This is a genomic window from Aurantibacter aestuarii (assembly GCF_003008425.1).
GTDB lineage: Bacteria > Bacteroidota > Bacteroidia > Flavobacteriales > Flavobacteriaceae > Aurantibacter > Aurantibacter aestuarii.
The window spans coordinates 453838-472537 of sequence record NZ_PXOQ01000009.1 but is presented as its reverse complement, the minus strand read 5'-3'; the positions used below and the strand labels follow the sequence as shown (position 1 = coordinate 472537).

Here is an 18700-nt window from a genome sequence, read left to right as displayed (position 1 = left end):
AAATAGAAATTTTATAAGTATTTCAAAGGGAAATTGATTTAACAATCCGACATAAATACGCCAATAGCCAAGCCACCTTCACTGGTTTCTTTGTATTTATTACTCATGTCTTTAGCGGTCTCCCACATAGTGGAAACGACTTTGTCTAAAGGCACTTTTACATTGTTATGATCTGTATCTAGAGCAAGCTCTGCAGCATTAATAGCTTTTATGGCTCCCATAGAGTTACGTTCTATACAAGGTATTTGTACCAAACCACCAATAGGGTCGCAGGTCATTCCTAAATGGTGTTCCATAGCAATTTCTGCAGCAATCATAACCTGTTCCGGTGTTCCACCTAAAAGTTCACATAAAGCTCCTGCTGCCATAGCAGAGGACACACCAATTTCTGCTTGGCAACCGCCCATAGCAGCACTAATAGTTGCTCCTTTTTTAAATATAGAGCCAATTTCACTTGCTACTAATAAAAACTGTTTGATATGTTTAAAATCGGCTTGATGATTTTCAATGGTTAAATAATACATTAGTACTGCAGGAATAACCCCAGCACTACCATTTGTAGGAGCGGTAACCACGCGTCCTAATGAAGCATTAACTTCATTAACACTTAGAGCATAGCAGCTAACCCATTTTAAAATTTGTCTAAACTTGACTTCTGTTTTTCTAATGGCAAATAACCATTCCTCTGGTGTATTATATGAAATACGATCTATTAATTTAGCGTGTGTATCAAATGCACGTCTACGAACATTGAGTCCGCCTGGTAAAAAACCTTCAGTATGACAACCTAAATACATGCATTCCAGCATAGTTTGCCAAATACGGTTAAGTTCAAAATCTATGGTGTCATCATCTCTTAAAGAACGTTCATTTTCAAGGACAATTTCCGAAATCAGTTTGTTTTCAGCATTACAAAAGGCCAAAAGTTCGGTTGCTTTATTTACAGGATAAGGGAATTCTTTTTTTAGCTCTACATTTTCTTTGTGTACAATACGTTCTTCTTTAACCACAAAACCACCACCAATAGAATAGAACGTAGAGTCATGAATTATACAATCATCTTTATAGGCTGTAAATTGAATTCCGTTAGAGTGAAAGTCCAAAAAGGTTTTATTAAATATAATGTCATTATCAAAACTGAATTTTATACGTTTTTCATTATTTAAAACCAGTTCATTATTGTTTTTTATGGCACTAATAGTTATGTCTATAATATCTGTTGGGATAGTCTCTGGGTTTTCTCCACATAAGCCAAGCACAGTGGCAATATCTGTAGCATGACCTTTACCAGTAAGCGACAACGAGCCGTATAAATTTACTTTAATCCGATCTACTTTTTTAAAGATATTTTCGGATTTAAGTTCGTGTAGCCAACGTTCGGCAGCACGCCAAGGTCCCAAAGTGTGAGAACTCGATGGGCCAACACCAATTTTAAGCATATCAAAAACAGAAATACATTCCATAATTTAAGAAAACGTTTTAGTAGGGCAAATATAACTTTTTTGATTGCATTAAACCGATTTTAAAGTTAAACTAAAAGTGACAAGGTGTCATACTTTTTTGAGTGGCATAATGATTGACAAATAGATAAGTGTAAAAATATTAATAACATCAATAATCTGTGAAAGCAGATTTTTTAAAACAAATAAAATTATGAGTAAGATTATTGGAATCGATTTAGGGACCACAAACTCTTGCGTTTCTGTAATGGAAGGTAACGAGCCAGTTGTAATCCCAAATGCAGAAGGTAAACGTACAACACCTTCAGTAATCGCTTTTGTAGAAGGCGGAGAAATTAAGGTTGGAGATCCTGCAAAGCGTCAGGCTGTAACTAACCCTACAAAAACAGTTTATTCTATTAAACGTTTTATGGGTAACAAATATTCTGAGTCTAAAAATGAAGCAGAACGCGTACCTTATAAAGTAGTTAAGGGAGATAATGATACACCTCGTGTAGATATTGATGGTCGTTTATATACGCCACAAGAGCTAAGTGCTATGATTCTTCAAAAAATGAAGAAAACAGCAGAGGATTACTTAGGACAAGATGTATCTGAAGCTGTAATTACAGTACCAGCATACTTTAACGATGCACAACGTCAAGCAACTAAAGAAGCTGGAGAAATTGCAGGTTTAAAAGTACGTCGTATTATTAATGAGCCAACAGCAGCAGCTTTAGCTTATGGTATGGACAAAAAAGGAACAGACCAAAAAATTGTTGTTTTTGACTTTGGAGGTGGAACACATGACGTGTCTATCTTAGAGTTAGGAGATGGTGTTTTTGAAGTATTAGCTACAGATGGAGACACGCACTTAGGAGGTGATGATGTAGATGATAAAATCATTAACTGGTTAGCAGACGAGTTTAAGGCTGAAGAGTCTATGGATTTACGTCAGGACCCAATGTCTTTACAACGTTTAAAGGAAGCTGCAGAGAAAGCGAAGATTGAATTATCATCATCTGAATCTACAGAAATTAATTTACCATATATTACGGCTACTGCAAGTGGGCCAAAACACTTGGTAAGAACTTTAACACGTTCTAAGTTTGAGCAGTTAATAGACGACTTAGTAAAACGTACTATCGAGCCTTGCCAATCGGCATTAAAAGCAGCAGGATTAACAAAGTCGGATATTGACCAAGTTATTTTAGTAGGTGGATCTACACGTATCCCAGCGGTACAAAAAGCAGTAGAGGCATTTTTTGGAAAAGCACCAAGTAAAGGTGTTAACCCAGACGAGGTAGTGTCTTTAGGAGCAGGAATTCAAGGTGGTGTATTAACAGGAGATGTTAAGGATGTATTATTATTAGACGTAACGCCATTATCTTTAGGTATTGAAACTATGGGTAATGTTATGACGAAGCTAATTGAAGCAAATACCACGATTCCTACTAAGAAATCTCAGGTATTCTCTACAGCAGCAGACAACCAACCATCGGTAGAGATTCACGTATTACAAGGTGAACGTGCTATGGCGGGAGATAATAAAACCATTGGTCGTTTCCATTTAGATGGATTACCACCAGCACAAAGAGGCGTACCTCAAATTGAAGTTACTTTCGATATTGATGCGAATGGTATTATTAAAGTATCGGCTACAGATAAAGCAACAGGAAAATCTCAAGATATTCGTATTGAAGCATCTTCAGGATTAACAGAAGAAGAAATCCAAAGGATGAAAGCTGATGCGGAAGCTAATGCTGAAGCAGATGCTAAAGCAGCAGAAAACGCTAAGAAATTAAATGAAGCAGATTCTATGATTTTCCAAACTGAAAATCAGTTAAAAGAATTTGGTGATAAATTATCTGAAGATAAGAAAGCGCCAATTGAAGAAGCTTTAGCAGAATTAAAAGCAGCTTACGAAACTAGAGATGTAGCGACTATAGAGCCAGCTTTAGAGAAAATTAATGAAGCTTGGAAAGTAGCTAGCGAGGAAATGTACAAAGCGCAAGCAGAAGCTCAAGGAGCAGGACAAGCTGGACCAACAGATGCTGGTGCAGGAGCTAAAGGTCAAGCAGCAAGCGATAGCGATGTTGAAGACGTAGATTTCGAAGAAGTGAAGTAAGCAGAGAACCAAAATTTCTTTAGAAGTTTTGTGTGAATCTCTCATGCTCACGCATGTGAGTATCATTTAAATATAAATTAAAAAACGCCATCAAGTAATTTGATGGCGTTTTTTTTAGTCAAATTGATAATGAACATGATTAAAAATAAATGTTTTTGTCAAACTATCAAATTGACTATCACTGTGCTTGAAATAAAGATTTCCTTCAAGTAATTTTTTATTTTCTTTTTTTAAATGCTCATACCTTTCTGTTGTCTTAAATTTTTTAAAATAGTTAGATTTTGCAGATAGATATTTTTTACGGCTAATTATTTTAAAACGACAAAGAATACCATCTTTAATCTCAAAAGCAGCATAAAAAGGATAGATATAATCTCCTAATTGTCTATCATAATTTAGTCTTTTTCCTTTAGGCAGAAGTTGTGTTATTGTTAAGTTTTCAATAAATTGAGGCTCACAAGTATTAAATACATCATTAAAAACAGATAAATAAATTATAGGCGCTTTACTATTATCTTTATAATCGAAAAATGATTCTATAAATATATCTATAACAAAAACTTTGCTATTTATAATTTCAAATTTTGCTAAATAACCTCTCCAAAGCGCTGTAGATGTAAATTCCGATTTAGGACGTAATTCAGGTTGTCTTAAAAATAAATCTTCTAAAGGATTCGTTTCTATTCGATATTCTACATTGTTATATATTAGTATATCTTTGGTTTGAATAGTATATATACTTGCATTTGAACTAATTGCAAATGAATTTCCTATTAGCACAAATAATATGATTTTAAAAGTTGTTGTTTTCAAAATTACTTTCTTGCGTTTAAATTAATTTTTCGGTTTGTAATTAGTTTGTCAAATGTAAAATAAATTATATTAGCCAACTAACAACTTTTTATGCCTTTTTCCATTTCCATTAAACCTAATTACCAACCCAAACGTTTAGCCGTAAAACTAAATGCAAAAGGCGAACAATTTGTAGTAAAAGGACATCCTTGGGTATTTTCGGACAATATTGTAAAAATTAATGACAATGCGCAGTCGGGAGATTTAGCGATTATTTTCGGGAAGAATAAAAACAGAGTCATTGGTTTAGGGTTGTACGATGCAAATTCTCCTATCCGTATAAAAATGCTTCATAGCAGCACGGAAAAAGCAGAGATAAATGCAGATTTTTTTCAACAAAAAATAGAGATTGCTTTTAAAAAGCGAGCAGATTTATTAAAAACGAATACCAATAGTTACCGCTTATTATTTGGAGAAAATGATGGTTTTCCGGGTTTAATCGCCGATGTGTATGCTGAGGTTTTGGTGGTTAAAATTTATTCTGAAATCTGGCTGCCTTATTTGCAATCTATCCTGCCAAGTTTACAAACGACATCAAATGTTAAAACAGTAGTTATTAGACTAAGCCGAAGTTTAGAGCAATCGAAAGCTCACGACTTAAAAAATGGTGAAGTAGTTTTTGGAACACTTGAGAATGAAGTGGTTAATTTTGTGGAACATGATGTCAACTTTTCTGCTAATGTGATTAAAGGTCATAAAACAGGCTATTTTTTAGACCATAGAGCTAATAGAAAGCAGGTAGGCGAGTGGAGTAAAGGCAAGACGGTTTTAGATGTCTTTTCATATGCTGGCGGATTTTCAGTACACGCCTTGTATAATGATGCTAAAGAAGTGACGAGCTTAGATATAAGCAAGCAAGCCTTAGAAATTGCGGTTGAAAACGGAAAGTTAAATACTTATAAAGGGATACATAAAACTATAGCAGGCGATGCGTTTGAAGAACTTAAAAAATTGATTAAAAACAAGGTGACTTTTGACGTGGTTGTGATAGATCCGCCAAGTTTTGCTAAGCAAGCTAGTGAAATTGATTTAGCAAAAAAGAAATATGCTCAATTAGCTGAGTTAGGTGAAAAATTAACCGCTAAAAATGGACTTTTAGTTTTAGCATCATGTTCGTCGCGAGTATTAAGTCAGGCATTTTTAGATATTAATAGTCAAACCTTAGCTAAAGTAAACAGACCTTATAAAGTAGAATTAAAAACACAACATGATTTAGATCATCCTATAGGTTTCCCAGAAGGAGCTTATCTTAAATGTGCTTATTACAGATTTCTGAATTAATTTTTTCCTTTTTACAGTAAAATACCAATCATTTTCCTATTTATCATATTAGCAAATTAAACGTTAAAATATTGAGAATTTAATTTTGCTATATTGTTTTAACGAGTAAATATGTTATTTATCGGCTTTTTTATTATGAATATTGTTTTATTGAGTGCATTTAGATGTATTCATTGTAAAACATATAAATTATGAAAAAAATTATTTTAATTGCTTTTATATTTGGTCTTTATAATGTAAAAGCGCAGGTAGGTATTGGAACTGTAGATATTCACGAATCTGCAATATTAGAAATTGTTTCTAACAATTCTGGTGTCTTATTCCCCAAAGTAGAATTAGCGTCTAAAGATGATATTTCAACAATACCTAATCCGGCAAACGGTTTAATGGTATATAATATGCAAAATAGCGGAACAGGTAAAATGACCGTTTTAAAAAACTGCATGTATATTTTTAATGGAGACACACAACTGTGGGAAGGATTTAATAATATGTCGGCTCATGAAATAGGCGATTTAAAACATAGTTTAGTAGTAAGTGATCATAATGGTTGGGTAAAACTAGATGGCAGAAGTTTGTCTGGATTATCTGCACAACAAATAACAGCAGCAAATTCCTTAGGCTTTACTACAAATCTACCAGACTTAACAGATAAACTTTTAAAGCAGAAAGGAGCTTTAGCTTCTACGGGAGGATCTAATACTACTGCAATTACTATTTCTCAAGCTAATTTACCAAACGTAAATTTTACGGGTGCCACAACAGATAATGGTATTCACAATCACGAAATTGCAGATATGGAAATAAGAACCTTAGATGTTGTTACAGGACTTTTAAGTGGATTGGGATTAACTTTTACAAATTTTAGTTTTTTTGGATATGACCCTAGTGAGACTATGTTTACTGAAGATGCAGGTTTGCATAACCACGCTGTTACTGTAAATTCTGGCGGTATAAATGAAGCTATTAATGTTAATACTGAAAATGCTTATTTCTCGGCAAATACTTTTGTTTATTTAGGTGAATAATTGTTATGCGTGCATAATATTTTTTATATTTGAATAAATAAAGAGTAGTATGCAAACCAGATTAACCCAACTATTAGACATTACTTATCCAGTCATTATGGCTCCTATGTTTTTGGTGTCTAATGTCGCTATGGTAAAAGAAGCTATGCAAGCAGGTATTGCAGGCTGTATCCCTGCCTTAAACTATAGAACTATAGATGAATTAAAGCTTGCTATAAAAGATCTTAAGGCAGCTAAGGTTAAAGGTGGTTCTTTTGGGTTTAATCTTATTGTAAATAAATCTAACATAAAATATAAAGAACAACTTCGCGTGTTGTGTGAAGAAGGTTGTGACTTTATTATTACTTCATTAGGTAGTCCAGAAGAAACTATTAAGCAGGCGCATAAAGCAGGAATAAAGGTTTTTTGTGATGTTACTGATTTACGTTTTGCTAAAAAGGTAGAACAACTTGGTGCGGACGCTGCTATTGCTGTAAATAACGAAGCTGGTGGGCATAGAGGTAATTTATCTCCACAAGAATTAACCAATCAATTGAGCGAAGCCTTAAGTATCCCTGTAATTTCTGCAGGCGGTGTAGGTTGTAAAGCAGATATTGATAAAATGATAAGTTATGGAGCAGAAGGTGCCTCAGTAGGAAGTCCATTTATTGCTTCAGTAGAAGCTAATGTAACCAATGAGTATAAACAAGCTTGTGTAGATTATGGTGCAAAAGATATTATCATGACAGAGCGTATTTCTGGAACACCTTGTACAGTTATTAATACACCTTACGTACAAAAAATTGGTACTAAAGCGACTTGGATAGAAAACCTTTTAAATAAAAGTAAAACTTTAAAAAAATGGGTTAAAATGATTCGTTTTTCTATAGGTATGAAAGCCACAGAAAACGCAGCAAAAAAAGCTACTTATAAAACAGTTTGGGTTGCAGGACCAAGTATTGAGCATACCAAAGCCATTTTACCTGTAAAAGAGATTGTAAAACATTTGGTAGATTAATTACTACAAGCTAAGTGCTATTTCTCTAATAAAACTAGTGTTTACCACATGCTTTCCTTCAAAAGCTGTAATTTTTAAGTGTTTACCAAAAAGCATTTCAGCTCTGTCTTTTTCGTAAGCAATACGCTCATCATTTAAATACTCGTCTTGTTTACCATACAAATGATGCACTGTCGCATCTAAAAAATTAAAATCATCTGGAACTAATTCTTTGGGTATGCCTCCAGATTGAATGATAACTTTCTTACATTTTAATTGCGCATATGCTAAATAACGCAATGCCACACTAACACCTTGTGAATACCCGAAAAGTACTAAGTTCTTATCTCTTGGTATGTTTTCTTCAGCTAAAACCGCATCGATATAGCTACACACATTATTAATTTCTGTATGTGTGTTGTTTTTAGTAAACCAACAAGCTCCAACATGTTTAAACGTTTTGTCTTGATAATATTTGTTTGGAGCTTGAAATGCAATGATGTAATTTTCTGTAGTATTTAAGTTTTTAAAATAATTTATAAAATACTGACTTAAATAGCCTAAACCATGACAAACCAGCCATACATTTTTAGTCTCTTTTGTTAATTTATTTAAATTCGTATACGAGTTGGTAGAAGTATAGGAGATTTCTTTTTCAGTAGAATTCATTTATGGTTTGTGTTTCGTATTTTTGTTTAAAAGTCAAAGATAAATGAAGTACAGCAAAGAAGAAACCCTTGCTATAGCAAATAAAGCTAGTAAAAATACCTTAATGGAAACTTTACAGATAGAAATGATTGATTATGGTGAAGATTTTTTATTAGCACGTATGCCTGTAACTCCAAGAGTACATCAACCTGATGGAGTTTTACATGGAGGTGCTACTGCAGCTCTGGCGGAAAGTGTTGGTAGTTTTGCGTCTCATATTTTTTTAGACTCAGAAAATTTAATGATTCGTGGTTTGGAAATAACAGCTAACCATCTTAAAAGTGTTCGTGAAGGATATATTTATGCTAAAGCAACTTTTATTCATAAAGGTAGAACTACCCAACTGTTAGATATTCGTGTAACTAATGATAAGGAAGAATTAATTTCAGTGTGTAAATTGTCAACCATTTCTTTACCAAAGCGTTCTTAAATGAGCACAGACGATTTTTTTAAAGTTGCAGAGAATCAATTTAAGGTTGCATTACCATTTGTAATCTATAGAACACCTTATACTAATACTATAAAAGGAATTTTTCAGGAAAATGATTTAGTCTACAATTCACAACATTTAGAGGAAAGTGGCTTTGTTTTTTCGCCTTTTAATTCTGAAAACAATACGGTCTTATTGCCTTTAGAACATTCAGAAATCCTTACTCTTGAAAATCCGGAAATTGTTTCACGCGTTACGACACCTAATAATAAAAAAGATACGTTTACAACAGAAGCAAAAACAGCACATATTAATTTGGTGTCAAAAGCACTTGAGGCTATTAAAAAAGATACTTTTAAAAAGGTTGTACTTTCTAGGAAAGAAACGGTTAGTCTAACGGAAACAAATCCTATCGTATTATTTCAGCGTTTATTAGCAAATTATTCATCTGCATTTGTGTATTGCTGGTATCACCCAAAAATAGGCTTATGGTTAGGAGCAACCCCAGAAACCTTGTTAAATGTTACTGGCAATAGATTTACAACCATGTCTTTAGCCGGTACTCAATCTTTTACAGAACAACCTGTATGGAAAGGCAAAGAAACTGAAGAACAACAGTTAGTTACCGATTTTATTATAGATAGTTTACAACCTCATGTGGAATCATTATCTGTAGGAAATACTGAAACGTTGCGAGCAGGACATTTGCTGCACTTGAGAACTAAAATTTCAGGAATACTTAAAACTAAACTTTCAACCATAGTTAAAGCATTACATCCAACTCCAGCGGTTTGTGGTTTGCCAAAGGAAATTACCAAACAGTTTATTTTAAATCATGAAAATTATAAACGGGAATTTTATACAGGTTTTTTGGGTGAATTAAATATTAAAGAAGATAAAAAACGGAATCCTAATCGTAGGAATGTTGAAAATAATGCGTACCACACTATAAAATCTATAACTCGTCTATATGTAAATTTAAGATGTATGCAATTAACAGATACTAAGGCTCATTTGTACGTTGGTGGTGGTATAACTAAAGATTCTAATCCAGAACATGAATTCCAGGAAACAGTTACAAAAGCAGAGACGATGAAAAAAGTTATTTTTTAAAGACTACTTATTTCCATAACTAAGTTTTGAGTTTACAGCAATAAATCTATAATTTTAAATGGAAAAGTTAGTAAGGACCATCATTACATTTTTCAGTGATGGTATCAAACAAACCTGTAAATATTTCGTATCTGGACGTAAAGGTTTTATAAAGTGTTTTCTCTATATGTTCCTGAAATATTATTTTTTTCATTGAAGATATAGAGTTTGACTTATTTTTGTTTTTAAAAGACTTTAAAAAATAAGCTTTAATATTTATATCATTACTATTTAATACTTCGGCAGCTGTTTTTACAAATCTATATAATTCAGAATCTAATAAATATTTAGGGTTGTTATAGGATTTTATTAGCGTCTTTTGGACATTTAATTTCATATCTATAGAGGTTAAGTTATCTCTAATAAATCGCTTCCAGTTTTCGCTTTTGTTGCTTAACTCCAACTTTAGATAGTTGTTTTTTAAATTTAAGTAATAGAATTCTAATTGCTCTATAAACTCTTGAGTTGTTTTGTTTTTGTTAATATGATTTTGATACGAAAATACCTTTTGCCTTTCAGATTCATAAATGTCAATAAGTTCTAAAACTTCTTCTAATTGATCTGTTTTTAATTCTGAATTTTTAAACAGGCCAGTAAAATCACAAGTTCCGATATTCCATGAGAAGGCTTTATTTTGTTGATAATAATTTTTTGAAAAATATGCAGCATTTTTGGTTAATGGTACTTTTTCACCATTTCCGAGGTAAAAGAATTTTGGAGATGTATGAGATACTCTTGTAAAAGTACGATTTAAATGCGCTGCTCCACAAGGTGTATTTTCAAAAGTTGTGACTTTATTGTCTTGAAATTGAAATACTATTGAACATTCATTTAGTTTTTCAGAAAGATATTTAGAAGTGAGGTCTGCAAGCTTAAGTTCTGTTAACAAACTTGTAATACTGTAAGATGGAGCAGCTTTACTAACACTAATATAAATAAGTAAAGAATCTATTGACTTTTGAATAATTAAAAGCTCTCCAACATCATGATTTTCTAAATCATTTCCAAAAACATACCTACCTGAAAGATCTAAAGATTTTTGAGCATTACTAATTTGTGTACTAAAAAATAGTAAAATAGCAGCAAAAAATAGTTTAAACTTCATTTGTTTTATAGGTTTATTATATCATCTAAGATGGAGTCAAATGTAGTTAATACAAACCAAATTGAAAATCCGCGAGGATTTTAGTAAGCAAGCTTGTACGAGCCATTAATTATACACGAAGTTACCACACGTTTTTTTAATTACATTCACTTTAGTAAGGACTAAAATTATCGTTATTACAATTACGAGTGGATTCGGACGTAGTCGAATCCGCCGTAATTGCGGTTATACATTGTTGTCCGCTGGCTTTTTTTCATTCCGCTACTAATTTCGTTTTGTTATTTTCCTTTTTAATTAAATATAATATTCTGCCGAAATATATTAAAAATGGAATTCCGCTTCCCAGTGTAATTGCAAATAGGAAATTATCATATTCCCAAGCTCCATAACAAACAAAAAGGAATGAAATAAGCATTAAAGACAGTCCGATATAAATCCAGTTCTTTTTGTTCAAAATATTCTTTGAAAACAATAGTGAAATTAAAATCAGTTTTCCAATTAAGGTAACCAAAGCAATTAAAATCAGACTGCTTTCAAAAGGGTATTCTTTCTGAAAATCAAATCCGTTTTTAATCAGAGTCGGAATACTTATAAATTCAAACATTACCATTATTCCATAACCGTGACCAGCAGGAACACTAATCAGAATTATTGAGTTCAGAATTATGGTTATTATTATTGCTCTTTTTATCAATTATAGTTCGGTTTTCAGCTTGCGTACAACGTGTTCGTGTATGATTAGTTGCGTTGGATAGAACTAAATTAGTAAAAGAAAACGAACTAAGGGTTAATCATTAATTTTCATAGTAAGTGATTGGTTAGCAATTAATTACACACGTTGTTATACCTAGTTTTGGTATTTAATTGTTCTATAGGTTTTATGAAATGGTTTTAAAGTGCCATCAGGACTTTTAACATTAACAATCAATTTTATCCAATTGCCTTTGTCATCATACGTATATTCAAATTCATGTATGAAAGGTTCTTTTTTATCTGTCAAAATCCAATACATCTTTGCGATATCTCCATTTTTATTTTTTGCAATTATATAATCTCTATTAAAGTTACCATTGACCTCTTCTTCAAGTTTGCCTTGATAATTAAAGTCCATTAAAATGAATTTACTGTTTGCATAATCATAGTTCACAGTTTGAAGTTTAGTGTAATCAGGTCCGACAATAGTATGCTCAATTGCTAATGGATTTTTTAAACTATCATATTTCACAATGTATCTCATATATGTTTCTCCAGATCCATTTATTTTTTCCTTTATCTTTTTAAAGTCTTCGTATGTATATTTTACTTTTGTTACATACCATTTTCCTCCATTATATTTTAAATTCCCTTCATAGTTAAGAATTCTATTCATTGAATCTAATTCGATAATTTCGTCAGCAATCAATTCACTATTTCTGTGTTTTTTCACAAGCATTTGATGATTAGCTTTAAATGTGAAAATACTTTTTTCAATCCATGTTTCTGAATCTGCGTAGGTTATGGTATCGTTTACAATTATTTCAGTTGGAGTTCCAAATTTTACATCATAAAGATTTCTATTTAAAACTCGTTCGTTTATTTCTGAATAGAATGTTGGTTCAGATTCTTGATGTTGTGAATATCCTATCGTGGAAATCAAAAGTAAGATTAGGAATTTGTTCATTTCTTAAATTAGGTACAACTCGTTACATCATAACTTTTATTAACGATATCCCGTAAATAGATCAGGATATCGTAATATTATTTTTACTGTTATCCCGTAAAGATAATTTTTTATTTCAGTAATAATTGTAGTCATAATTAATTTTATAATAAGTTGTAAAAACAAAAATTAAAATCATTAAACTTATTTTAAAAATTAATTAATAATGTAAAGGTTTTGTATTTTTACAACAGCTATGATATACTCTAAAATTCCTTTAGCACAAACAGTGGTGCAACTTTGTAAAGCCAAACAGATACAGCATATTGTATTGTCGCCAGGTAGCCGTAATGCACCATTAACTATTGGTTTTACACATGACCCTTACTTTAAATGTTATAGTATTGTAGACGAGCGCTGTGCTGCTTTTTTTGCACTTGGTATTGCCCAGCAACTGCAAGCACCTGTAGCGGTCGTTTGTACTTCAGGTAGTGCTCTTTTAAATTATTTTCCAGCTGTAGCAGAAGCTTTTTATAGTAACATCCCTTTAATAGTTTTAAGTGCAGATCGCCCAAAATACAAAGTAGGTATTGGTGATGGTCAAACCATTAACCAGAAAGATGTTTATGGCACTCATGTAGCTTATGCAGCGAATTTGAAAGACGACATCTCAACTAACAAAACATTTATAGAAGCAGAAAAAGAGCTTCCACTATATAAAAACTTAGAGCATAAATTAGAAAAAGCCCTGGGCTTACAGCAATCGGTTCAAGATTATAATGAACAGGAAATTAACAAGGCATTAAATACTGCTTTGATAGAAAAATTACCCATTCATATTAATTGTCCTTTTAACGAACCCTTATATGAAAGAGTACATAGCTTATCTTTAAAGGTTAATACTTTACAAACTCCAATTATAAATCCAGACTTCTCCCATTTTGATCAATTTAAAACGGATTGGCAGCTGTCATCAAAAAAAATAGTTCTGGTAGGTGTACTAGAACCTAATAGCATAGAAGAAGAGTATTTAAATGTTTTGGCAAACGACCCAAGTGTTCTTATTTTAACCGAAAGTACATCTAATATTTATCATGAAAAGACCATTCCTAGTATAGATAAATTAATTGGTGCTTTAACAGAGGCAGAATTTAAAATCTTACAGCCCGATTTACTAATTACATTTGGTGGATTAGTGGTTTCTAAAAAGATAAAACAATTTTTAAGAAGCTTCCCACCAAAGCAACATTACCATTTAGGTTTACATCAGGCTAATAACACGTTTTATATTTTAAACCACTGGTTTAAAATGCCGCTTTCGACGTTTTTTTCAACATGGAAACCTGATTATAAACCTTTAGAAAGCAATTACCAATCCTTTTGGCTTGAACAAATGGCTTCTAGACGCAAACACCATGCAGCTTACATGGCTAAAATTCCATTTACAGATTTTAAAGTTTTTAATAGCATTTTAAAAGCTCTGCCAAAAAATATTCAAATCCAATCTGCTAACAGTAGTATTATTAGATATTTACAACTTTTCGACTTTAAAAAAACACAACATATTTATTGTAATCGTGGTACAAGTGGTATAGATGGAAGTACCAGTACCGCTATTGGTGCGGCAATAACCACAAAAACGCCTACGCTTTGTATAACAGGAGATTTAAGTTTTTTATACGACAGCAATGCTTTATGGAATAATTACATCCCTAAAAATTTTAAAATTATTATAATAAATAATGGTGGTGGCGGAATTTTCAGAATTTTACCAGGTCATAAAAACACCGAAAATTTCGATACATATTTTGAAACCAAACATCAATTAGATGCACAACATCTGGCTAAAATGTTTCATTTTAATTATAATAAAGTAAGTAATGAAAACGAGTTAGAACAAAAATTGACTGTTTTTTTTAAGACTAATAATGAGCCTCAACTATTAGAAATATTTACACCAAGCCATTTAAATGATGATGTATTATTAAATTATTTTAAAGCTATCAAATAAAATTTTTTACACAAATCTTAAAGCCTTCAACTAAATAAATTTGTATCTTTAAGTTTCAATAATTAAAATAAAAAACAACTATTATGAGTAAACGCGACGAATTAATCACTAAATACGCTGCAGATTTAAAAGAAAAATGTGGCGTAAATCCAGACATGGACTTTTTAACTAAAGTGACAGTAGGATGTGGGCCATCTATTTACAATAAAGATTCTTCAACAGTTTCTGGGTCTGATGAAAAAGAATTGGCTACTGTAAAGAATAATTTTTTAATTAAGAAATTAGGACTTAAAGATAGTGCCGACTTAGATAAGGCGATTGATTCTGTAATGGAAACTTATGGACGTTCTAATAAGAATAAATACAGAGCTGTAGTTTATTATTTATTAGCAAAACACTTTAAAAAAGAAGCAGTTTACAAATAAAATAAACTGTTTAAACATATTTACTTTTAAGCGTTACATTTATGTAGCGCTTTTTTAGTTTAAAAATTTTAATGTAGTATTTTTGCATTATGATAAAAATAGGCGAATTCCAGAAGTTAGAAATATTAAGAGATACCGAGCCAGGTTTATACCTTGGTAATGGAGAAGGCGATGAAGTATTGTTACCTAACCGCTATGTGCCTGAAACCTTTAATATTGGTGACCTTATAGAGGTGTTTATCTATTTAGATAATGAAGAACGTTTAGTTGCAACGACCGATGAACCTTACATTATAAAGGGAGAGTTTGAAATGTTACGTTGTAATGAAGTAACTAAACATGGGGCTTTTTTAGATATGGGATTAGTTAAGGAATTGTTCTGCCCCTTTAAAGAACAAGCTTTTCCTATGAAAAAAGGCGGCTGGTATTTAGTGTATTGCTATTTAGATGAACAAAGTGAACGTTTAGTAGCTTCTAGTAAAACCAAAAGATTTTTAAATAATGTTGAGCTTACGGTTGAAGAATTTGAAGAAGTCGAAATTTTAGTATCTCACCCAAGTGATTTGGGAATGAATGTTATTATAAACGATAAACATTCTGGACTAATTTTTAAGGACGATTTATTCAAAGAAGTTCATGTTGGAGACCGATTAAAAGGTATTGTTAAGAAAATTAGACCAGGAAATAAAATAGATATCTCTTTAGATCAAATAGGTTATAGAAAAATTGAGCCTAATGCCCAAAAGGTATTAGATTATTTAAATGATAACTCTGGTTTTTCTCCTTTAAACGATAAATCTTCTCCTGAAGCTATAAAAGATGCTTTAGAAATGAGTAAAAAAACATTTAAAAAGGCAATTGGAGCTTTATATAAGGATAAAAAGATTTCGATTGACGAGAAAGGAATTAAACTAATAACGGTTTAATTCGCCTTCTTTAAAATATAACTTTTGGTATAATTATATGCGTCAATTAAACTTGTAAAACTAGGTATAGGATTATTTAAAAATCGTTTTTCTAATTCTAAATTATAAGCAGCTTTTAAACTATAATAGCATACCGTAAATATCATAATATTTGGTAAAGCTTGAGCAAATTTTGGATAATCTATCGCTTCTATAGAATAGGTATTAATCCGATTAGAGATAAACCCAATTTTTCGGTCTCCATAGAACGAATTAATTTTATTAATGATAACCTTTAGTTTTTTATAGGTAACATGCACGCCTTCTAATACTTCAAGAATCACTAAATCATTATAGAGATAGAGCTTTCCTATTTGCGAAGGATATACTTCCAAAACATCGTCTAATATATGTAGTTCTCGTAGTTTCATAAAAAAAGTCCTTACAAACATAAGTAAGGACTTTTCTAAGACTCTTGTAAAAATGTTAAATCTTAAAATTTTTCGATTACAGGTAGGTTTCTTCGGCTAAACTGAAGATTACTTGTAATTTTTCTTAATTTATTTCATATTAAGCTTTTTTGCAACTGTTTTAGGAATACCATCTTTGTGCAATAAAATAGAGATAGTTTTCATTCTAAAATAAGCTTCACTCATATAAATATAACCATTGTTTCCTGCATAGGTTGTTCCCCAAGAGTTTTTTACTTTAAAAAACAGTTGACCGTTCTGGTCTTTTAAAAACCCAGTAATATGCATTAAATGGTCGTCTGTTGTATTGTAATTTTCAAACTCTTGCTGTCTTAAATCTTGTGTAACATTAATCTCGGTTGTTAATGTCATTAGATCTTTTGTTGGCTCTGTTGGTAAAATAGCAATACCATCTTTAGAAGAGAAGGTTTTTTCGCTTACGTCGCAATCCAATTCTATAGTATAGCCATTTTTTAAGGCTTCAAGAGTAGTTTCAACTAACTCGTCTAAAGTGACGTTATAAAAACTACCATTAGAAAAATTATCAGGAATATTAAGTACAAAACTAGTGTAGTAGGGCGCATGATTAAAAGAGGTTAAACTTACATAGTGTTCTGGCTGTATTTTAAGTGAAGCCATAAAACTTTGCGGGGTATAAGTTTTGCCTTCATATAAGAAACTGGTTGTAGGCTCTCCTAATTTATCATTTAAAACTTTAGTTACAGGAGTTTTCCAATCTTTAATGTCTTTAGCAATATATTGGTCTAATATAGGTTTTAAAGAATCAACTAAATCGGCATGATTATGCTTAAATTCATTTTCCTTTAGTCCGGTATAAAATGTATTTGGAACAAAACCATTTTTGGCAACACTATTAATAACATCATGTCCTAATCCACCTTGACTAAACTGTAACTTGCCTTGTCTCATTACATAATTCCAGGCTTTATCGTCATAAGTGTGGCGTACATTAAACATTTCAGATAAATCTACCTTTTTTTTATTAATTCTCATAATTTCACTTTCTAAAAAAGATGATGCAGAGAAACTCCAGCAGGTACCAGTATTACCTTGACTAATAACGTCTGTAGTTTCTAAATCTACTATTGGTGTAAAAGTTCTTGTCTGTGAGAATGCAAACACTGTAACAAGACTAAAGGCAACAATTAAGCTATATTTTTTCATATTGAAAGAGCTATTTATTTAAAATGATTTATTTTTGATAAAAATACTAAAAATGGAACAACCAGACTGGAAAACAGCAAAAGAATACAAAGATATTACCTATAAAAAATCTAATGGAGTGGCTAGAATTGCATTTAATAGACCAGAAGTTAGAAATGCTTTTAGACCTCAAACCACTTCAGAAATTATTGACGCATTACAAGATGCTACTGTAGATGTTAGTATTGGAGTGGTATTAATTTCTGCAGAAGGACCAAGCCCAAAAGATGGTGTGTACAGTTTCTGTTCTGGTGGCGACCAGAATGCTCGTGGAGAGAAAGGTTATGTAGGAAATGATGGTTACCATAGATTAAATATTTTAGAGGCTCAACGATTAATTCGTTTTATGCCAAAAGCTGTTATTGCAGTAGTTCCAGGTTGGGCAGTTGGAGGCGGACATAGCTTGCATGTGGTTTGCGATTTAACCTTGGCGAGTAAAGAACACGCTATTTTTAAGCAAACGGATGCTGATGTTACCAGTTTTGACGGTGGTTATGGCTCGGCTTATTTAGCAAAAATGGTTGGGCAAAAGAAGGCACGAGAAATCTTTTTCTTAGGAAGAAACTATTCGGCACAAGAAGCTTTTGATATGGGTATGGTTAATGCGGTTATACCTCATGAAGAGTTAGAACAAACGGCTTATGAGTGGGCTCAGGAAATTTTAGCCAAATCGCCAACAAGTATAAAAATGTTAAAATATGCCATGAACTTAACAGATGATGGTATGGTAGGACAACAGGTTTTTGCTGGTGAAGCCACACGCTTAGCTTACATGACCGATGAAGCTAAAGAAGGACGAAATGCCTTTTTAGAAAAAAGAGCTCCTAATTTCGAAAAAAAATGGATTCCTAATTAGTGGTTAGTTTTTAGTGTTTAGGCTTTAACTTATGGGGGTTTTTCTCAGTTCAAGCCTTTTCAAAAACTAAT

18 protein-coding genes are annotated in these 18700 nt (G+C 32.0%); 10 read left to right on the top strand and 8 right to left on the bottom strand.

All coding sequences use genetic code 11. The annotated features are described in order from the left end of the window. Window positions 1–38 precede the first annotated feature (38 nt). Entirely contained in the window at window positions 39–1463 is a 1425-nt protein-coding gene (locus C7H52_RS08885; RefSeq protein WP_106463546.1) for an L-serine ammonia-lyase, read from the bottom strand. 190 nt (window positions 1464–1653) lie between these two features. Between C7H52_RS08885 and dnaK the strand changes: the two genes are divergently transcribed. Continuing rightward, complete coding sequence (gene dnaK, locus C7H52_RS08880) at window positions 1654–3567, top strand: molecular chaperone DnaK (protein ID WP_106463545.1); 1914 nt, start codon at window positions 1654–1656, stop codon at window positions 3565–3567. Between the two features lie 114 nt (window positions 3568–3681). Here the strand turns inward: dnaK and C7H52_RS08875 are convergent, their stop codons facing one another. Continuing rightward, on the bottom strand, window positions 3682–4380 hold the full coding sequence (locus tag C7H52_RS08875; protein WP_106463544.1) for a hypothetical protein: 699 nt from the start codon (window positions 4378–4380) through the stop codon (window positions 3682–3684). Between the two features lie 90 nt (window positions 4381–4470). Here C7H52_RS08875 and C7H52_RS08870 point away from each other — a divergent pair, with 90 nt between their 5' ends. The 3 genes from C7H52_RS08870 (at window position 4471) to C7H52_RS08860 (ending at window position 7725) form a co-directional block, all read left to right on the top strand. Then, window positions 4471–5700, top strand: coding sequence for a class I SAM-dependent rRNA methyltransferase (locus tag C7H52_RS08870; protein ID WP_106463543.1), 1230 nt, complete (start codon window positions 4471–4473; stop codon window positions 5698–5700). A gap of 191 nt (window positions 5701–5891) precedes the next feature. Continuing rightward, entirely contained in the window at window positions 5892–6728 is an 837-nt protein-coding gene (locus C7H52_RS08865; protein WP_106463542.1) for a hypothetical protein, read from the top strand. Between the two features lie 49 nt (window positions 6729–6777). Next, on the top strand, window positions 6778–7725 hold the full coding sequence (locus C7H52_RS08860; protein WP_106463541.1) for an NAD(P)H-dependent flavin oxidoreductase: 948 nt from the start codon (window positions 6778–6780) through the stop codon (window positions 7723–7725). A 3-nt stretch (window positions 7726–7728) separates the two neighbouring features. Here C7H52_RS08860 and C7H52_RS08855 read toward each other — a convergent pair whose 3' ends face one another. Further along, entirely contained in the window at window positions 7729–8373 is a 645-nt protein-coding gene (locus C7H52_RS08855; RefSeq protein ID WP_106463540.1) for an alpha/beta hydrolase, read from the bottom strand. Between the two features lie 43 nt (window positions 8374–8416). Between C7H52_RS08855 and C7H52_RS08850 the strand changes: the two genes are divergently transcribed. Both C7H52_RS08850 and C7H52_RS08845 read left to right on the top strand, forming a co-directional pair. Further along, on the top strand, window positions 8417–8842 hold the full coding sequence (locus C7H52_RS08850) for a PaaI family thioesterase (protein WP_106463539.1): 426 nt from the start codon (window positions 8417–8419) through the stop codon (window positions 8840–8842). Next, complete coding sequence (locus tag C7H52_RS08845) at window positions 8843–9955, top strand: chorismate-binding protein (RefSeq protein ID WP_106463538.1); 1113 nt, start codon at window positions 8843–8845, stop codon at window positions 9953–9955. 67 nt (window positions 9956–10022) lie between these two features. Here C7H52_RS08845 and C7H52_RS08840 read toward each other — a convergent pair whose 3' ends face one another. The 3 genes from C7H52_RS08840 to C7H52_RS08830 all read right to left on the bottom strand — a co-directional run bounded on the left by C7H52_RS08840 (window position 10023) and on the right by C7H52_RS08830 (window position 12759). Then, window positions 10023–11099: a hypothetical protein gene (locus C7H52_RS08840; RefSeq protein ID WP_106463537.1), complete on the bottom strand. Its 1077-nt coding sequence runs from the start codon at window positions 11097–11099 to the stop codon at window positions 10023–10025. A 253-nt stretch (window positions 11100–11352) separates the two neighbouring features. Next, the gene (locus C7H52_RS08835; RefSeq protein ID WP_106463536.1) at window positions 11353–11793 is read right to left on the bottom strand and encodes a hypothetical protein; all 441 of its coding nucleotides are present in this window, start codon (window positions 11791–11793) and stop codon (window positions 11353–11355) included. A gap of 153 nt (window positions 11794–11946) precedes the next feature. Beyond that, window positions 11947–12759, bottom strand: coding sequence for a hypothetical protein (locus tag C7H52_RS08830; RefSeq protein ID WP_146130027.1), 813 nt, complete (start codon window positions 12757–12759; stop codon window positions 11947–11949). Between the two features lie 235 nt (window positions 12760–12994). Here C7H52_RS08830 and menD point away from each other — a divergent pair, with 235 nt between their 5' ends. The 3 genes from menD (at window position 12995) to C7H52_RS08815 (ending at window position 16100) form a co-directional block, all read left to right on the top strand. After that, the gene (gene menD, locus C7H52_RS08825; protein ID WP_106463534.1) at window positions 12995–14749 is read left to right on the top strand and encodes a 2-succinyl-5-enolpyruvyl-6-hydroxy-3-cyclohexene-1-carboxylate synthase; all 1755 of its coding nucleotides are present in this window, start codon (window positions 12995–12997) and stop codon (window positions 14747–14749) included. A gap of 83 nt (window positions 14750–14832) precedes the next feature. Continuing rightward, window positions 14833–15174, top strand: a complete 342-nt coding sequence (locus C7H52_RS08820; RefSeq protein WP_106463533.1) for a DUF2853 family protein — start codon at window positions 14833–14835, stop codon at window positions 15172–15174. A gap of 89 nt (window positions 15175–15263) precedes the next feature. After that, complete coding sequence (locus C7H52_RS08815) at window positions 15264–16100, top strand: CvfB family protein (protein WP_106463532.1); 837 nt, start codon at window positions 15264–15266, stop codon at window positions 16098–16100. On the opposite strand, the gene C7H52_RS08810 is transcribed toward C7H52_RS08815, so the two are convergent. Together C7H52_RS08810 and C7H52_RS08805 are read right to left on the bottom strand one after the other, a co-directional pair. Further along, window positions 16097–16510, bottom strand: a complete 414-nt coding sequence (locus C7H52_RS08810) for a hypothetical protein (protein ID WP_106463531.1) — start codon at window positions 16508–16510, stop codon at window positions 16097–16099. The genes C7H52_RS08815 and C7H52_RS08810 overlap by 4 nt on opposite strands. 129 nt (window positions 16511–16639) lie before the next feature. Next, window positions 16640–17734, bottom strand: a complete 1095-nt coding sequence (locus C7H52_RS08805; protein ID WP_106463530.1) for a C1 family peptidase — start codon at window positions 17732–17734, stop codon at window positions 16640–16642. A gap of 52 nt (window positions 17735–17786) precedes the next feature. On the opposite strand from C7H52_RS08805, the gene C7H52_RS08800 reads away from it, so the two are divergent. Then, entirely contained in the window at window positions 17787–18629 is an 843-nt protein-coding gene (locus C7H52_RS08800) for a 1,4-dihydroxy-2-naphthoyl-CoA synthase (RefSeq protein WP_106463529.1), read from the top strand. Window positions 18630–18700: the final 71 nt, after the last annotated feature.